Raw genomic sequence first — 17,651 nt, forward strand, 5'->3', positions numbered from 1 at the left:
CGATCTGAAATCTTTATTTGACCTTCTCTACAATGGCCTTAAATGCTTCCGGGTGGTTCATGGCCAGGTCTGCGAGTACCTTGCGGTTCAACTCGATATTATTGGCTTTTACCTTTCCCATAAACTGCGAGTAGGACATTCCGTGTAAACGGGCTCCTGCATTAATTCGCGCAATCCAGAGGGAGCGGAAGGTTCTTTTTTTGTTTCTGCGGTCCCTGTAGGCATACAACATTGCCTTTTCCACCGCGTTTTTAGCTACTGTCCAGACATTTTTACGTCTTCCGAAGTACCCCTTGGCTTGCTTCATGACCTTTTTTCTACGGGCCCTTGAAGCGACTGAATTTACTGATCTTGGCATTTCTTTTCGTTTTTTTGTAGCAGGCGTCCCGCTTTAGCGGATGCTTTTAAAGGCCTGACTCCATGGTTAAACATTAGTACCGAATCACTTGCGTTCCCTATTTCAGGCGCAACTGTTCTTTGATGCTATTCTCATCGGCCTCATGGACCAAAGTAGAATGCGTGAGTTTTAATTTTCTCTTTTTTGATTTCTTGGTCAAGATATGGCTCTTGTAAGCGTGCTTTCTCTTGATTTTACCGGTGCCTGTGAGCTTGAATCGCTTCTTGGCACTGGATTTAGTCTTCATTTTAGGCATTGTCTTGTCTGTTAACAGATTTATGATGGATTCCTCGCTCTCTCTTTACTTCTTGGTTTTCGGCGCGATAAACATGGTCATGCGCTTCCCTTCCAATTTGGGCATCTGCTCTACTTTCCCGTAATCTTCCAGTTCCTGGGCCAGGCGTAAAAGCAAAATCTCCCCTTTATCTTTGTACACAATAGACCTTCCTTTAAAAAATACATAGGCCTTTAATTTAGCGCCTTCTTTAAGGAATTTCTCTGCGTGTTTCTTTTTAAACTCATAGTCATGGTCATCTGTATTCGGACCAAACCTGATTTCCTTGACGATCACTTTGGTCGCTTTGGCCTTCATGGCCTTTTCGCGCTTTTTCTGCTCGTACAGGAATTTCTTGTAATCAATAATCTTACAAACCGGTGGGTCAGCTGTGGGAGATATTTCCACCAGATCCAGGCCTAATTCCTCTGACATACTCAGGGCTTCCCGGGTTCCGTAAACTCCCATTTCCACATTATCCCCAACCAAACGGACCTTTGGGGCCGTGATTTTTTCATTGATTTTATGAGGGTTTTTGTTTTCCCTCTGGGTTTGAGGTCTAAATCTTCTTCGTATTGCTATGACTTTATGGTTTTAATTAAACTAATTTTTAAACGACTTTAAGGTACTATTAATTTCACTGCTTACCAAGGCTGCAAAATCTTCCACGGAGATGGAACCTAGGTCTTCACCCCCGTGCCTGCGCACTGCAATAGTGCCCTGAGCCATTTCCTGGTCTCCCACAATCAGCATAAAAGGGAGCTTATTCATCTCCGCTTCCCGGATTTTCCGGCCAACTGTCTCGCTGCGAGCGTCCAAGAGGGCGCGAATTTCGTGATTTTCCAGTGAATTTAAAACTTTTTCGGCATATTTTTCGTGCTTCTCACTAACAGGCAGGATTATGGCCTGGTCCGGGATGAGCCAAAGCGGGAAATTCCCACCGGTATGCTCCAGTAATAACGCCACAAAGCGTTCCAAACTCCCGAAGGGAGCCCGGTGGATCATTACGGGCCGGTGTAATTCATTGTCACTTCCCTTGTAAGTAAGATCAAATCGTTCCGGGAGGTTGTAATCTACCTGTATAGTGCCCAGTTGCCATTGCCTTCCCAGGGCATCCTTGACCATAAAATCCAGTTTCGGACCATAGAAAGCTGCCTCCCCTGGCTCTATCACAAAATCGAGATTCTTCTCACGGGCTGCGTTTATAATAGCTGCCTCAGCTTTTTCCCAATTGGCTACCGAACCAATATATTTTTCGGGTTTTTCAGGATCCCGTACCGAAACCTGGGCCGTAAAGTTTTCAAAGCCAAGGGAACCCAGCACATAGAGCGACAGGTCTATCACATTCTTGAATTCCTGATCCAACTGGTCATGCGTACAGAAAATATGGGCATCGTCCTGGGTAAAGCCCCGGACCCGTGTTAGGCCGTGCAGTTCCCCGCTCTGTTCGTAGCGGTACACCGTTCCGAATTCAGCATAGCGTTTTGGCAATTCCCTGTAGCTGAAAGGCTTGGCATTGTAAATCTCACAATGGTGCGGGCAATTCATGGGCTTTAACAGGAATTCTTCATCTGCCTTCGGGGTACGGATGGGCTGGAAACTATCTTCCCCGTATTTGGCGTAATGCCCGCTGGTTACGTATAATTCCTTTTGCCCGATATGGGGAGAGACCACCATTTCGTACCCGGCTTTTTTTTGTGCCTTTTTAAGAAATTGCTCCAGTCGCTCCCGGAGTGCCGCCCCTTTTGGCAGCCATAAAGGAAGACCCTGCCCTACCTTCTGGGAAAAAGTAAACAGTTCCAGCTCTTTCCCAAGCTTTCTGTGATCCCTTTTTTTGGCCTCTTCCAGCAGTTCCAGATATTCAGTGAGTTCCTTCTGCTTCGGAAAAGAAATCCCGTAAACACGGGTGAGCTGCGGACGATTTTCATCACCCCTCCAATAGGCCCCGGCAACATTGAGTATTTTGATTGCCTTGATGAGCCCGGTGTTCGGAATATGCCCTCCGCGGCAGAGGTCTGTAAAAGTATCGTGATCGCAGAAGGTAATGTCACCATCTTCCAGATTTGCGATCAGCTCAAGCTTGTAGGGGTTCTCCTGCTCGCGATAATAGGCCAGGGCATCTTCCTTGGAAACCTCCCGCATTTTGAAATCGTGCTTTCCCCTGGAAATTTCGATAGCCTTTTTTTCAATGGCTGGGAAATCTTTTTCAGAAATACTGTGATCCCCGAAATCTACATCGTAATAAAAGCCGGCATCAATAGCCGGGCCAATGGTCAGTTTGATTCCGGGATAGAGTTCTTCCAGGGCCTGCGCCACAACATGTGAGCTGGAGTGCCAGAACGCCTTTTTACCCTCTTCATCGTTCCAGGTGTACAATACCAGCTCCCCGTCCTCGGTAAGCGGGGTGTTTACCTCCACTTTTCGGTTGTTATATCTGGCAGAGATCACAGCCCGGGCAAGGCCGGGGCTAATTGACTGGGCCACCTCGAGGGGAGTAGTTCCCCTGGGGTGTTTTACCTGTTTTCCATCCGGAAGCGTAATCTGAATCATTGTGTATAGGCTAAAAGCAAGCAAAGATAATACCTGCCGGCTTGGCAGGCAACCATTTGTAACAGTAAGCGGGCAGAATCAGTTTTTGGAATTGAACAAAGCGTCCAGCAGGGTCTTTATGCTGTAAAAACCCATCAGGACTGCACCCAGGGCCAGGATAATCCCGAATATCAGCACCGGAATGAACATAGGATGCTCAGTATTCTTAAAAGCCTGGTAGAGAACTACAGGACCCGCAAACATTAATGCTGCCGTAAAAAAAAGGCGTTGAAGGCCTTTTACGAGTAAACCTTTATCTGTTCCCATCTGTAATGATTTAAACCCAAAAATACTAAGATTTACTATATTACAGTTGCGCCCTTTGGGAAGGACCCATCAACAGCTATCAGAGCTCACACGAAGAATAACGGGGCGGAAATTTTAACAGCGTTTTGCAAAATTTTAAAGAAAGGTGCCTGTTAAAGCTAAATTCTGTATATGGATATCGTTTTAATGCCGGATAAATTCAAGGGATCCCTCACGGCGGAAGAGGTTCGGACTGCGGTGCAATCGGGGATCAGGGAACAGTTTCCAAATACAAGATTCCGGAATTTTGCGGTCTCTGACGGGGGGGATGGGTTCCTGGAAGCCGTAAAGGCTGTGCGCAGGGTTTCAGAATGCGAAGTTAGCGTTCAGGATCCCCTCGGGCGCCCTGTAAAAGCTTCTTTTCTGTTAGATGACGAAACCTCAGAGGCTTTTATTGAAATGGCAGTAGCCTCCGGCATGGTACTTCTGGACGAGGCTGAACGGAACCCCTTGCTGACATCAACCCTGGGTACGGGCCAACTCCTGAAATACGCTATTAAGCAATCCGCCAAAACCCTTTATGTGGGTCTGGGTGGAAGCGCGACCAATGACGGGGGTATAGGCCTGGCCGCAGCTTTTGGATTTACATTTTTAGATAAAAACGGAAGGGAACTGGAAGCGGTGGGGGGTAAGCTGAATGCCATAAAGTCTATAGTGCCTCCGAAGGGTCCTGTATTGCCGGAAGGCATCCGTATAATAGCCGTCAATGATGTCAATAATCCACTGTGGGGACCGGATGGGGCAGCAAAGGTGTACGCGGCACAAAAAGGGGCAACCGCAGCGATGGTAGACCAGCTGGATGCCGGTTTGCAACACCTGGACAGCCTTGTAATCAAGCAGCTTGGAAAAGAGGCAGGTTCGCTGCCGGGAGCCGGAGCGGCAGGCGGAACGGCCTATGGTCTGCACGCCTTTCTCAATGCCTCGTTCATCAGCGGGACGGACTATATCTTTAAACTTAACGGCGTTTCCGACTACCTGAAGCAAAATACTCCTGACTTCATTATTACCGGTGAGGGAAAAATAGACGAGCAGACCCTTAAAGGAAAGGTCATTGAAGGGGTGCTTCAACTGGGGTCGGAACATGGAATACCTGTTCTGGCCGTATGCGGGATATGCACCGCAGACAGGGGATTACTGGCAAGTGCCGGGCTTACGGATGTTATAGAAATAGCCCATCCGGATAAAGACCTGGCCTATAACATGGAACATGCCGCCAAATTAACGAAAGAAGCAGTTTCCCGCTGGTTTGAGAAGATGAAGTAGTTTTAATTTATAGTGAGGATCTCTACGTCTTCCTGAACGACGGCAAAATACCCCAGGGGGTAAACTTCCGGGCGGGAAGCATTGTCAAATATATCCTGATTATTAATCCCTGTAACATCAACAACGTTACCTCTAACTGTTGCCACCGGGCTTTGGAAAGGCCCCTGCAGGTCCCCGCTCTGAGTTATCAGCAGGTCCATGTAATTATAAAAAGATTCGTCTGCACCCATAATACTGATGGGAATCTGCGTCCCGGGTTCAATTTCATCCTCGTAGAAATAGGAAAATTGGAACAATTGTCCCTGATAAAATGTATCCTCGGTTACCAGGTATTCTCCAAAACTAAAGTCAAAAACATAGAAATCATCCTTTTGCGGAAGGTCCGTAAAAGCAACAATAACCTCCGTTTCATCCCCTTCAAACAGCGTGCGGTTGCCCTGAACTACAAAATCTATGGGAACCACCGGCTGATAAACCGTTTCCGCCACATATTGCCTCCCTTTATGGGTGATTTGCAGGGTGAATCGCGTCTCGTCATTGAGCAGTTCAACGGGAATTCGCTGGTCAAAGGTCGCATTGGGATCCGGAATGTAGACACCGCTTCCGGGACTTTCTTCTGCCAGTGATGAAGTAAAGGTTTCAATGGGTTCCCCGTTGTCAAACCGTTCAATAATAATGATTGCACTTTCGGCCTGGGTTACCGGAATCTCTTCAAAAAAGTTATTGGTTTCGGTAAGCCGTATTTCGACCGGCACAAATGCCTCCAGTTCATTCACCCGGATAAGGCCGTTTACCACCAGGCGTGGGGCTTCCCCCTCCAATTCCAGGTCGATAACTTCCTCGCAGCCTGTGCTTAGGACCATTAGAACAAGTGATATGAAATAAACACCTAAGTTTCGCATAGCATTCATCATTGAATGGTTATTTGGGCAGTATATTCCTCTACGATGGCAAAATACCCCAAAGGAAAGACCTCTGGCTGATTGGTATTGTCAAAATTATTCAGGTTATCCAGGTCCGTTATGTCAAAAACATTCCCCCGGACGGTGGCAACCGGGGTTTGAAAAGGATCGTCCGGTCCTTCGGATTGTTCTACCAGAAGGTTCATATAATTGTAAAATTCCAGATCGGCTCCCAGCAAACCGACCTCCAGGGTTGTACCCGCTTCAAACTGCTGGTCGTAAAAATATGAAAATTCAAAAAGCTGTCCTTTGTAAAAGGTATCCTCGGTAGGGAGGTAATTTCCGAAACCAAAATCAAGAATATAGAAATTATCCTCATCCGGCTGATCTCTGAAGCGCACTTTCAATTCCGTTTCGTCTTCGTCAAACAGGGTGTTCTCCCCCAGTTCCAAAGAAGTAATGGGGACTGAGCCATTAAACCGGGTTTGTGCAGCGTAGCCCCTTCCATTGTAGCGGATAATAAGGGTAAAGACCACATCCTCCTGGCTTAACACATTTGTAGAAATGCGCTGGTCACTGTCAAAGGTGGGGTCTGGTTCATAAATCCCGCTTCCCGGCTGTAACTCCGCCAGACTGGATACTCCGGTGCCTTGAGAGATGCCGTCTTCAAAAACTTCGGTAATGATCACTATGCTCTCCAAATCGCTTACCGGCTGAGAAGTCCCGAAAAAATTCGTGGTTTCCGTTACCCGGATAGCAATAGGGATATAAGGCTCTGTCCGGTCTACCCGGAGCAGGCCTTCTACAACCAGGCGCGGAGCTTCCGAGGGGGTATCCACTTCAATAACATCTTCACACCCCATCCCCAAAGCCAGCAGTATCGCAATATAAAAATGCTTCGTCCGCATCAGAAACTGAAATTATAAGTTACGGCCGGGACGATCCCAAAAATAGAGGTCCGTATAGCCTCATTGCGTCCCGTATCCTGGTTCTGCCGGAAATTTATGGAGGCGGCATTCATTCGGTTATAAACATTGTAAATACTGAATACCCATTCCCCTTGGAACCCTGAACTTTTCTTAGGTGTCGGTTTTAGACTCACCCCAATATCCAGGCGGTGGTAATCCGGAAGCCGTTCCTGATTTCGCAGGCCATAATAGGGGACAACCAGGCCTTCAAACTCGAACTGACCTACGGGATAATTGGTCGGTTGTCCGGTTTGGAAAATAAAATTCGCGTTAAAACTCCAGCGCTTATTCAGTTCGTAATTTCCATAAAGTGCAATGTCATGGGTTTTATCGTAGGGGGTATTATACCATTCACCGAAGTTGATCCCGGTTTCCTGGTTGGAACGGCCATTGTCTTCAAAAGGGGGCCTGCCCGGGGTGCGTTGTTCGGATTTTGAGAGGGTATAGGCCAGCCAGCCGGTAAGCGGGCCATTGTTTTTTCGCAACAGTACTTCCCAGCCATAAGCGCGGGCCTCTCCATTGAGGATGACCTGTTCAATAGCCTCATTTGCGATCAGGTTGGCACCGTCTATATAATCGATACGGTTGTCCACTTCTTTAAAAAACAGCTCGGTTTCAAAACTGTAATCACCAGATGCTATATTTCTGAAATACCCCAGGGCATACTGGTTCAGCAGCTGGGGTTTTACGTAGGGACCACTGGGAGTCCACACATCCAGGGGAGTAGGCGAGCTGGTATTGGAAAGCAGATGTAAGTACTGGGCCATGCGTATAAAACTGGCCTTAAAAGAGTTATTATCATTGAGGGCATAGGAAAGCGAAACCCTCGGTTCCAGGTTCAGGAACTTCTCCAGGGTTTCCCCACGCCCAGCGCTAATGGTATCCGTAGGCGTACCCTCCCGGTATACGAGGCTGAAGGGATCAAATTCCACAGGGTTTCCATTTTCGTAGACAAAAAATTCGTCCTGGCCCAGGCGGTTGAACTGACTCACCCTGAGACCGTAACTCAGGCTTAATTTTGGGCTTACCTCATGTGAAAAGTCTACATAGAGGGCATTTTCATTGGCGTATTTTTTGGTCAATTGCTCGGGGAGGATTCCTGAATCCGGCCTGTTTGGGATGATTTTTCCAGGATTGAACACATAGAAAATATTATGCATCCCGTAATTGATCTGGAACTTGTCGTTTATATAGTTTTTTAAATCGTATTTAATGTTGAAATTCTGTATGCCGGAGTCCCATTCGAAGCCTACAAAATCCAGCTCAAGCCCATAATAATAGTCGGAATAGATCAGGGACAGGTTAGAAAACAACTTATCCGAAAAAAGGTGGTTCCATCTGAAATTCAAAACGGCATTTCCATAGGTATTGACAAAGAGGTCATTGATGCTGAACAAGTCGCGACCGAAATAACCCGATAAAAACAAGCTGTTCCTGGAATTGATCTTATAGTTCAGCTTGGTATTCAGATCGTAGAAGTACGCCCGGTTATCAATATCAAATAGGGGCAGGAATAAGTGGGCATATGATGCCCTGCCGCCTATTAAAAAGGCAGCCTTGTCCTTGACGATAGGACCTTCTGCCAGCAACCTGCTGGCAACGGCTCCGATACCCCCGTTCATTTTAAACTCTTTGCTATTCCCCTCTTTTTGAAAGATCTCAAGTACGGATGATACCCTCCCTCCGTAGCGGGCAGGGATCCCCCCTTTAAAAAGTTTTACATCCTTGATAGCATCCGGGTTGAAAACCGAGAAAAAGCCAAAGAGGTGGGAAGAATTAAAGATCGTGGCTTCATCCAGCAGGATGAGGTTCTGATCTACCGCCCCGCCACGTACATTGAAACCGGAAGACGCTTCTCCCGCATTGGTTACCCCGGGCAACAGAATGATGGATTTGATGACATCTGACTCCCCCAGGACCACAGGAATATTTTTGATGGTCTCCACCTTGAGGGTGTTTACGCTCATCTGTGGTTTTCGTATATCCAGGCGCTCAGCGTCATCCGTAACCACCACCTCCTGAAGTTGTTCTGCTTTTTCTTCAAGCTGAAAATCAAGGCGTTGATTGGAGCTGAAATCCAGCTGCTGTCGGATCTCCTGGAATCCAAGGTATGATATCACAACCTCATAGGAACCTTCAGGCAGGCTCAATGAATAAAAGCCGTATTCATTAGTGGTAACCCCCGTCCGCAATTCAGGGACCACTATGCTCACCCCTATAAGTGTTTCGTTACTTCTGGCCTCTGTAATGGTCCCGCTCAAAGTATAGCGGGTCTGGGCAATCAATTCGGAATATACTGACGTGCAAAGGAGGGTGAGCAGCACCCAGGAAATCTTTTTCATGCAAGTTATTTCCCTAAAAATAGGGAAAATAATAATCATCTTCCTAAAGATTTAGAAACGACAAATGATGGCCTAAACCTTCTTAGATAGCCCTGTTATCAGAAGTTTTCAAGAAGGCGGTTGAAATGCTCACTGGGCCGCATTGCACGGGCCTGCATTTCAGGATCCGGCAGATAATAACCGCCGATGTCCTGGGCCTTGCCCTGGGCGGCAATAAGGTCCTGCTGGATCTGCTGAGAGTGCTCCTGCAGGCTTTTGGCCACCAGGGCAAATCGTTGTTTCAGGTCTGAATCTTCATCCTGCAGGGCCATGGCTTCCGCCCAGTACAATGCCAGGAAGAAATGACTGCTGCGTGTATCCGGTTCTCCAACTTTACGGGAAGGAGAGCGATTTTCCTCAAGGAATTTTTCGGTGGCATCATCAAGGGCCTTACCAAGGATACTGGCTGCACGGCTTTTATTTTTCTTCCCATAGTGATCCAGGGATACGGCCAGCGCCATGAATTCCCCAAGGGAGTCCCACCTGAGGTGGCCTTCCTCCAGAAATTGTTCAACATGTTTGGGGGCCGAGCCGCCGGCACCGGTTTCAAACAAGCCCCCGCCATTCATCAGGGGGACGATTGACAACATTTTGGCACTGGTTCCTACCTCCAGGATAGGGAAGAGGTCCGTAAGGTAGTCCCTTAGAACATTACCAGTAACGGAGATGGTATCTTTACCGGCCTTTAACCTGCTTAGTGTAAACCGGGTAGCTTCCACAGGAGAGAGTACCCGAATATCTAATTCTTTGCGAAGGGCTTCAGGGAGGTACTGATCAACCTTTTTTATTAATTCACGATCGTGGGCCCGCTCACTGTCTAACCAGAAAACCGCCGGGGTTTCAGAATCCCTTGCCCTGCTTATTGCCAGTTTGATCCAGTCCTGTATAGGCAGGTCTTTTACCTGGCACATCCTCCAGATATCGCCTTCGTTAACAGGGTGTTCCATAAGAACCTCATTGGTTTCCTTGTTTACTACCTGTACAACACCCCTGGCTTCTATCTGAAAGGTTTTGTCATGCGAACCGTATTCTTCTGCTTTCTGTGCCATCAACCCGACATTGGGAACAGTTCCCATGGTTCTCGGGTCAAAAGCCCCATGCTCTTTACAAAAATCAATGGTTGCCTGATAAACGCCTGCATAACTGCTGTCAGGGATAACAGCTTTGGTATCCTGAAGTTTGCCCTCCTTGTTCCACATTTTGCCTGAACTTCTGATCATGGCAGGCATGGAGGCATCAATGATCACGTCACTGGGAACATGAAGGTTGGTAATTCCCTTATCAGAATTAACCATGGCCAGATCCGGCCCCTTTTCAATAGTTTTGCTGATATCGGATCGGATTTCTGCAGATGTAGCCGCAGGTAATTTATCCAGGCTTTCCAGCAGGCTTTCCAGTCCGTTATTAGGATCAATGCCCAATTTTTCAAAAGTACCTGCATGCTTGTCGAAAACCGATTCAAAATAACATTTCAGTACATGCCCGAAAATAATGGGGTCCGATACCTTCATCATTGTCGCCTTCAGGTGTACGGAAAAAAGAATACCTTTTTGTTTCGCATCTCTTAATTGGGTATGCAAAAATTCAAGCAGGGCTTTTTTCTCCATAACACTTGAATCCACGATCTCTCCGGCCAGTACTTTTATTTCTTCCTTGAGCACTTTTGAGGCTCCCTTGCCATCAGACCATACGATGCTGAGGTTTCCGGGTTTTGCGAGCGTAACTGATTTCTCATTGGCCTTGAAATCGCCATGGGCCATACTGGCAACATGACTTCTGGAATCGGGGCTCCAGGGGCCCATGCTATGCGGGTTCTTCCTTGCGAAATTCTTAACAGGCCGAGGGGCGCGCCTGTCCGAATTCCCTTCCCGTAAAACCGGGTTGACCGCACTTCCCTTTATTTTGTCGTACCGGGCTTTAATTTCTTTTTCATCCCCATTGGAAGGTTCATCCGGATAAGCGGGCAGTGCGTATCCTTTGGATTGTAATTCTTCAATGGCCTCTTTTAATTGTGGGATTGAGGCAGATATATTCGGAAGCTTGATGATATTTGCTTCCGGTAACTTGGCCAGTTCCCCGAGAAATTCCAAATCATTGGGAACGCGCTGCGCTTCAGTGAGGTATTCCGGGAAGACGGCCAGAATTCTTCCAGCCAGAGAGATATCCCTGCTTTCCACCTGTATCCCGGCAGTGCTGGTAAATGCTTTAACAATGGGTAAAAATGAAGCTGTTGCGAGGGCGGGCGCTTCATCGGTTTTTGTATAGTGTATTGTGGCCATAAATTCCGTCTTCTTTAAAGCGCAGCAAATATACAATTTTAATGCAGCTTAGAAAGGCCTAATCAGCCTGCAGCAGATATAATAAACGAATAAGGATCTTTTAATTTAGGGAAGGCAAAAAAACAAAAGCCATATCATTGTAACGAGTACATTGACATGGCTTTCTAGAAACAGTTCTCAGATCGTATATACCCGCCGAAGCTTGGCATTGCAACCATTGATTGCGTCTGTATCCCTGTTTCAACGTTTGAAAAGCGTTGCTGCCCTGTATTTCAACTGAGCAATCATACAGCATTTCTTCCTGCTGCTTAGTTCTTTCATCTTACGTAACCAACCTGGGTTTGTAACGTAACGTAAAAGTCCCCACGAATTTTACCGGAGCTACAGCCCCCGCAATTTCGCTCGTCTTTGAAATAAACCTGCATTGCTGCTATTTATTTTGCAAGACTAATCAACAGTATAAAGAACGTCAACTTTATAGCGACCTTTCGTTTAGAACCATGGACTGGTTTAACTACTCGATTGCAAAACTAAAGTAGCTTTTATCTCGCTCATTAGCAAATAATTATGCGTAAAAGTAATCGACAGATTATTAACCGTAGATATAAACAATTGTTTATAAGTAATAGGAAGTCCCATTGAACTTATTAGTCCTTTCCGCTATCCCTTTGATCCCTCCTCAACTGTCGCTGGATTTTCCGGATGGCCGATTCTATGGACTTATCGGGCTCTATGATGTTATAAGCACCCCAGAAATCAGGATCCGAAAAGCCGGATGCCGCTTCACTGAGGATGATATTGGAACGGATGCGGTCCCTGTTTCTGGGAACGAAAGCTTCAGGATTGCGTTCCCAGTCCGTTACGGCCATTTCACAGGTCAGACTGTATACGGAATTGAATAATTTCCGGTCCCAGTCTATCTTAAACTCCAAAATGGCGTTGCTGTATCCGTAATACCATTTACCATCTTTCTCGCGGTAATCTACGCGATAGGCCACCTCAGTCGGGTAAACAGAGGCATTGGAAGGTTTGCGTCTTACAAACATCCTGCTGGCCAGTTCCCTGTTGGTAATGTTCAGCGAAAAGATGGCGCTGGTCAGTATTTTTCGTTCTCCGTCAATAAATAATTTACCCGAGTACAGGGGCTCGGTAACTTCGGGCTTTTGCCTGAAACCGATCACAAAAATCATCCGGTCATTTATACGGGTATTCCGCTCAAAAAAGAATTCATAGTCATCAATATATTCATCTGAAAAAATGAACTCCGGATACTTCATAATATCGACATATAAGGCATTAAAAGGCCCTCCCTGTAATTTCAGGGCTACCGTATCCAGTTTATCATAGTCAGTGCTCTTCCGACTTTTATACAATTCCACTACATCCCTCCTGGGAGACGAATAAGGTGTTTTGTAAATGGTTACCACTGCCTCGGATAGGGATACGTTTCGCCTTCGCTTTTTTATAGTTTCCCTGTAAAAGGCAGTCATCCGGATATTTTCCTGAATGTAATTGTCGCCTTTTTTTCTAAGGGTTTCTTTTACCAGGACTGTAGCGTTCCTGGGCACCACCACATCAACTTCTGCCAGGGGTGTAACCGAGACTTCCAGCATTATTTCATTATCCTCCTCCTGGAATTGCAGTAGCGGCAATCTTTTTGTCTTATACCCCAGAAAAGAAACGACCACCTCTGCTTCTGCGTTTCCCTCGGGTATTTTAAGAAGAAAAGCCCCTTCAGAATTCGTTATTGTACTAATATTGAGACTTTCCACGCTCAGGGTGGCAAAAATCAAGGGGTCCTTGTTTGTCGCGTCCAGAACCACCCCGCGATACGCCTGAAAAGATTCCTGTTCAGTTGGTTCCTGTCCCCGGGCCGGTATGTTGAAAAATACCAGCAGCAGCAAAATTCCCGTAAAAATTTTCTCTGTTCGCATGCTGTTTCTCGTTATACAGAAATGTCTTAAAATCACTTTTTATTTTGATCCGTTTTTGTACCCCGTGAAGGTAGTGAAAAATAAGATGATGCACCTCAGAAAAGGGGGTGCCTCTTAGGATCCTTTTCGGATTCCTTCCAGCACATTTACCCCTTTTGGCATGGGGTTTCCGGCGGCTCTCCTCAGTAAGACGAGTTGCCCGCAATGCCAGAGAGCATCGGAGATTGGGCCATTAATCTGATTCCAGAACGGATAGCTGCGCTCACCGGAAGGAGAGCTGAAAATCATGGGGTGATCCTTCAGTGAATCGGTTGTTTCAATTAAGCGGGAAGCTTCCTGAATATTATAGAGTACAGCAGCCCGTTTTTCCTGCCAATTAAGCGTGGAAGCAGGTCTTTTCCCCCGGATCACTTTTTCTTTTCGGGCTGATTGGCGGATGACCTCCGATAAACCGTGAATATGGTCGAGGGTTTCTTTCAGGGAACGACCGTCAGGGGAGGGTTTATAGCTTAAATCCTGCTCATTGAGACCTTCAGTTGCCCAGTGAAATCGAAAACCCAGGCCGTCCAGGAGGCGCTTCACAACGGTTTGTGCCCCGTAATTTTCCGGATAATCGGGAATCTGCTGGTAGGGCAAGTCTGAATCTTTAAGGGTTTGTGCGGACATACTGAGGGAAATTAAAAGGAAGCTAAGAACAAAGAAGGTATTATGACTGAAGCAATACGGATTCATTGAGGATCTTATTTTTTTGATTAAAGATACATATTCCCTGTTCTGCTTCGCCATACATTATTTATCTTGTAGTACACAAACAACCTGAGATGGAAAAAAGAACCTTTCTGAAACGAATGGGCCAGTTTACCCTGGCTGCCCCCTGTCTGTTATCTACCCCCCAAATAATGGCTGCTCCCTCACCCAGGCCCTATCCCGGCAAAGATGATCCGGGTTTCTGGGAACGCATTAGGGAAGATTATGCCCTCAAACCCGATTATATCAATCTCGAAAATGGATATTACAATATCATTCCGCAGCCAACCCTTTCCCGTTTTATGGAACATGTATCCCATATTAATTATGAAGGATCCTACTATATGCGCACGGTTCAATGGGAGAATAAAAACCGGATAGCCGGAAGGCTGGCCCGCTTTCTGAACTGTCGCGAATCCGAATTGGCCATAACCCGAAATACAACTGAATCGCTTGACCTTGTGATTTCTGGCTTTCCCTGGAAACAAGGAGATGAGGCCATTTTTGCGGAACAGGATTACGGCGCCATGCAAGACCAGTTTCAGATGATTTCCAGGAGGTACGGGGTGGTAAACAAAGTGGTTTCGGTCCCCAACCATCCTGCTTCCGATCAGGAGCTGGTAGACCTGTACGAACAACAGATCACCCCGCGGACCCGCTTATTGATGATCTGTCATATGATCAATATTACCGGGCAAATCCTTCCCGTGCGTAAAATCTGCGATATGGCGCACCGTTATGGCGTTGAAGTGATGGTTGACGGGGCCCATTGCATCGGGCATATCCCTGTGGATCTCGCGGAGCTGGACTGCGATTATTACGGCTCCAGTTTGCACAAATGGCTGAGCACCCCCCTGGGGGCGGGTATCTTATTTGTCAAAGAAGATAAGGTGGAAAAAATCTGGCCACTGCTCGCCGAGCACAAACCACAGCCGGGGCATATCCGCAAGCTAAACCATACAGGGACACATCCGGTGCATACCGACCTGGCCATTGAGAATGCCATGGATTACCTGGAGGTCATGGGTCTGGAGCGCAAAGCGGAAAGGCTGCAAAACCTTCAGCGTTATTGGACAGATGCCCTGCGGGGTGTCGATAAAATACAATTGAATACCCCGGAGGCTAAAGAGCGCAGCTGTGGCATTGCCAATGTCGGTATCCGGGGGATGGAGCCGGCCGTCTTATCTAAAACCCTTCTGGACGAATTCGGAATTTTTACGGTTGCCATAAACAGTCCTTCCGTAAAGGGATGCCGTATCACTCCTAATGTCTACACCCGGATGGAAGAGTTGGACGTATTTATTGAGGCGATGAAAACCCTGGCCAGGAGGGCCTGAAGTACACGGGAGAGCCAGGGTATGAAAAAGATGATAATCGTCATAGGCTCTGTCTTTGTGCAGGCTTACTTTTAGGTTTGCATTTTGTTATTTTTAAAAATCCCAAAGAATCCTTCAACAAATTTCTAAACGCGTTACTATGTCAGCTACAAATGGAAAATGGGGTTTCAGGCAAAGCCTGGTCCTACTTAGAATCCTTATAGGGTGGCACTTCCTCTATGAAGGGGTGATCAAACTATACAATCCGGACTGGACCAGTTTTGGATACCTGGCCTCTGCACAGGGGCCCTTAAAGTCAATGTTTGCCTATCTGGCCAGCCCGGATTTGTTGCCCTGGGTAGATACTCTTAACTGGCTGGCCCTTGTTTTTACAGGGCTCACGCTGCTGCTCGGAGTTTTTGAGCGCGCCGGCGCCCTGGTGGGGATGCTGTTGCTTGCGCTCTATTATCTGGCACACCCTTCCTTTCCCTGGCTGGATCAGATAAATGTGGAAGGAAGCTACTGGTTTGTCAATAAAAACCTGATAGAATTAGTAGCCTGTTCCCTCTTATATATGCAACCTACGGGATCGGTCTTTGGCCTTGGGCGCATTTTAATAAAAAAAACGACAACAACTAAATCGGAATTATCATGAGCTGGACGCGAAGAGAAGCATTATTCGGGCTGGGAGGAATACCCATTTTAGGCGCAGTGTGGTGGGCAGGAGCCGCCTCGGCAACCGGCCTTAAAAAAGAACGGGAATCCCTTTTGCAAACCCTTAATATACAGCCTTCATTACCAGAAGCCATTCCGGCAATAGGAGGAGAACCTGTGCGCCTGGGAATCATTGGCTTTGGGATCAGGGGGGAACAACTCTGTCGCTCCCTGGGTTTTGCAACAGACGAGTGGCTGCTGGAGATGGAGGAGCAGGCAAAAGAGGCCAAAGCAGAAGGCAGGCCTTTTACAGCCCTTGAAGATTTCAGGAATCAGGAAAAATTAAATGTATCTATCACAGGAGTCTGTGATATTTTTGATGCCCGTGCGCTAAAGGCGATTCGTTCCTTTGGTTCGGAAGAAAAGCCCGTTAAGCGCTACCGGACCTATAAAGATATGATTGGCAGCGGGGAAGTGGAGGCTGTAATTATTGCTACCCCAGACCACTGGCATGCGCCCATGGCGATGGAGGCCCTTCGCAGTAATGTCCACGTATATGTGGAAAAGCCCATGACCCATACCCTGGCCGAAACCTACGAACTAAGAGAAGTGGCCGAAGCTTCAGCGGCAAAATTACAGATCGGGCACCAGCACCGTCAGACCCTCAGTTTTAAAACCGCCCGGGATATTATTGATAAGGGGGTTTTAGGGCATGTTTCCCTTATAACCACCAATACCAATCGGAACGATGACAATGGGGCCTGGAATTACGACATACATCCGGAGGCGAGCCCTGACACTATCGATTGGGAGCAATTCCTGGGGTCGGCCCCGCAAATTCCCTTTAATAAAAATCATTTTTTCAGGTGGCGCAAATGGTGGGCATACGGTTCGGGGCTTTCCGGAGACCTGCTTACACATGATTACGATCGCCTGAACTGTGTCCTGAATATGGGTATCCCCAAAGCGGTTATGGCATCAGGGGGCATTTATACGCACCGCGACGGGCGCAATGTTCCCGATGTATTGCAGGTGAATATGGAATTTCCGGATTTCACCACCGGCAGCAGCCAGGTAAAAGGCAAAGAGCGGGGGATGACCTTTACTTACAGCGCTACCCTGGGGAATGGTTTGAGCAGGCCTACCATGCTTATGGGGCATGATGCCAGCCTGGAATTGGGCAACCGCCTGACCATCTGGCCGGATGGCAGCTCTACCCGCTATGCAAACCTTCTGGAGGAAGGTAAGATGAACCCCAGGAGTCCGATCTATTCCTACGATCCGTCGAGCAATGCACTGGACGGGGTATCTTCTGCCACCTCACAATATTTTGCAGACAAGGGACTGATGTGGACCTATATAGACGGGAAACGGGTCGATTCCACTTTCCTGCACCTTCGCGAATGGCTCAGTAGTTTCAGGAATAACCACGGGTTAAGCTGCGGGATAAAGGAGGGGTTTGAGGAAGCCATCTCCGCCCATATGGCCGGCATTTCCTGGAAGCTCGGCAGAAGGATAGAATGGGATGCTGAGAAACAACGGGTAGCAGAGATTGAAGGCTTCGATCTGGACCAGGTGCTGCTGGGAAGCCCTGAGGAGGTTTCTGAGATGCTTAAGGGACAGCCCGTTTAGGATCTGCCG

15 protein-coding genes are annotated in these 17,651 nt (G+C 47.4%); 4 read left to right on the plus strand and 11 right to left on the minus strand.

Going from position 1 to position 17,651, the window contains the following annotated elements; genetic code table 11:
- Window positions 1-13: 13 nt before the first annotated feature.
- The 5 genes from rplT to ACT6NV_RS11675 form a co-directional block, all read right to left on the minus strand.
- Entirely contained in the window at window positions 14-358 is a 345-nt protein-coding gene (rplT, locus tag ACT6NV_RS11655) for a 50S ribosomal protein L20 (RefSeq protein ID WP_445384622.1), read from the minus strand.
- A gap of 97 nt (window positions 359-455) precedes the next feature.
- Window positions 456-653: a 50S ribosomal protein L35 gene (gene rpmI, locus ACT6NV_RS11660; RefSeq protein ID WP_445381792.1), complete on the minus strand. Its 198-nt coding sequence runs from the start codon at window positions 651-653 to the stop codon at window positions 456-458.
- 45 nt (window positions 654-698) lie between these two features.
- On the minus strand, window positions 699-1,193 hold the full coding sequence (gene infC, locus ACT6NV_RS11665) for a translation initiation factor IF-3 (RefSeq protein WP_445386692.1): 495 nt from the start codon (window positions 1,191-1,193) through the stop codon (window positions 699-701).
- 81 nt (window positions 1,194-1,274) lie between these two features.
- On the minus strand, window positions 1,275-3,221 hold the full coding sequence (thrS, locus tag ACT6NV_RS11670; RefSeq protein ID WP_445384623.1) for a threonine--tRNA ligase: 1,947 nt from the start codon (window positions 3,219-3,221) through the stop codon (window positions 1,275-1,277).
- A 78-nt stretch (window positions 3,222-3,299) separates the two neighbouring features.
- Window positions 3,300-3,527 (minus strand): DUF6095 family protein, encoded by a 228-nt coding sequence (locus tag ACT6NV_RS11675; RefSeq protein ID WP_445384624.1) that lies wholly within the window; start codon window positions 3,525-3,527, stop codon window positions 3,300-3,302.
- Window positions 3,528-3,698: 171 nt separating this feature from the next.
- On the opposite strand from ACT6NV_RS11675, the gene ACT6NV_RS11680 reads away from it, so the two are divergent.
- Window positions 3,699-4,829 (plus strand): glycerate kinase, encoded by a 1,131-nt coding sequence (locus ACT6NV_RS11680; RefSeq protein WP_445384625.1) that lies wholly within the window; start codon window positions 3,699-3,701, stop codon window positions 4,827-4,829.
- A gap of 2 nt (window positions 4,830-4,831) precedes the next feature.
- Here the strand turns inward: ACT6NV_RS11680 and ACT6NV_RS11685 are convergent, their stop codons facing one another.
- The 6 genes from ACT6NV_RS11685 to ACT6NV_RS11710 form a co-directional block, all read right to left on the minus strand.
- Window positions 4,832-5,692, minus strand: coding sequence for a DUF4249 family protein (locus ACT6NV_RS11685; protein ID WP_445384626.1), 861 nt, complete (start codon window positions 5,690-5,692; stop codon window positions 4,832-4,834).
- Window positions 5,693-5,739: 47 nt separating this feature from the next.
- Window positions 5,740-6,639, minus strand: coding sequence for a DUF4249 family protein (locus ACT6NV_RS11690; protein ID WP_445384627.1), 900 nt, complete (start codon window positions 6,637-6,639; stop codon window positions 5,740-5,742).
- On the minus strand, window positions 6,639-9,041 hold the full coding sequence (locus ACT6NV_RS11695; protein ID WP_445384628.1) for a TonB-dependent receptor: 2,403 nt from the start codon (window positions 9,039-9,041) through the stop codon (window positions 6,639-6,641). The genes ACT6NV_RS11690 and ACT6NV_RS11695 overlap by 1 nt, the downstream gene beginning before the upstream one ends.
- Window positions 9,042-9,139: 98 nt before the next feature.
- Complete coding sequence (locus ACT6NV_RS11700; protein WP_445384629.1) at window positions 9,140-11,359, minus strand: NADP-dependent isocitrate dehydrogenase; 2,220 nt, start codon at window positions 11,357-11,359, stop codon at window positions 9,140-9,142.
- Window positions 11,360-12,006: 647 nt separating this feature from the next.
- Entirely contained in the window at window positions 12,007-13,293 is a 1,287-nt protein-coding gene (locus ACT6NV_RS11705) for a carboxypeptidase-like regulatory domain-containing protein (protein ID WP_445384630.1), read from the minus strand.
- A gap of 114 nt (window positions 13,294-13,407) precedes the next feature.
- Entirely contained in the window at window positions 13,408-13,959 is a 552-nt protein-coding gene (locus ACT6NV_RS11710; protein ID WP_445384631.1) for a DinB family protein, read from the minus strand.
- A 155-nt stretch (window positions 13,960-14,114) separates the two neighbouring features.
- On the opposite strand from ACT6NV_RS11710, the gene ACT6NV_RS11715 reads away from it, so the two are divergent.
- From ACT6NV_RS11715 to ACT6NV_RS11725, 3 genes are all read left to right on the plus strand, one after another.
- Complete coding sequence (locus ACT6NV_RS11715) at window positions 14,115-15,377, plus strand: aminotransferase class V-fold PLP-dependent enzyme (RefSeq protein WP_445384632.1); 1,263 nt, start codon at window positions 14,115-14,117, stop codon at window positions 15,375-15,377.
- A gap of 139 nt (window positions 15,378-15,516) precedes the next feature.
- Entirely contained in the window at window positions 15,517-16,011 is a 495-nt protein-coding gene (locus ACT6NV_RS11720) for a DoxX family membrane protein (protein WP_445384633.1), read from the plus strand.
- A complete protein-coding gene (locus ACT6NV_RS11725) occupies window positions 16,008-17,642 on the plus strand; it encodes a Gfo/Idh/MocA family protein (protein ID WP_445384634.1) in 1,635 nt (544 codons plus the stop codon). The genes ACT6NV_RS11720 and ACT6NV_RS11725 overlap by 4 nt, the downstream gene beginning before the upstream one ends.
- Window positions 17,643-17,651: the final 9 nt, after the last annotated feature.

This window comes from Robiginitalea insularis, assembly GCF_052497835.1.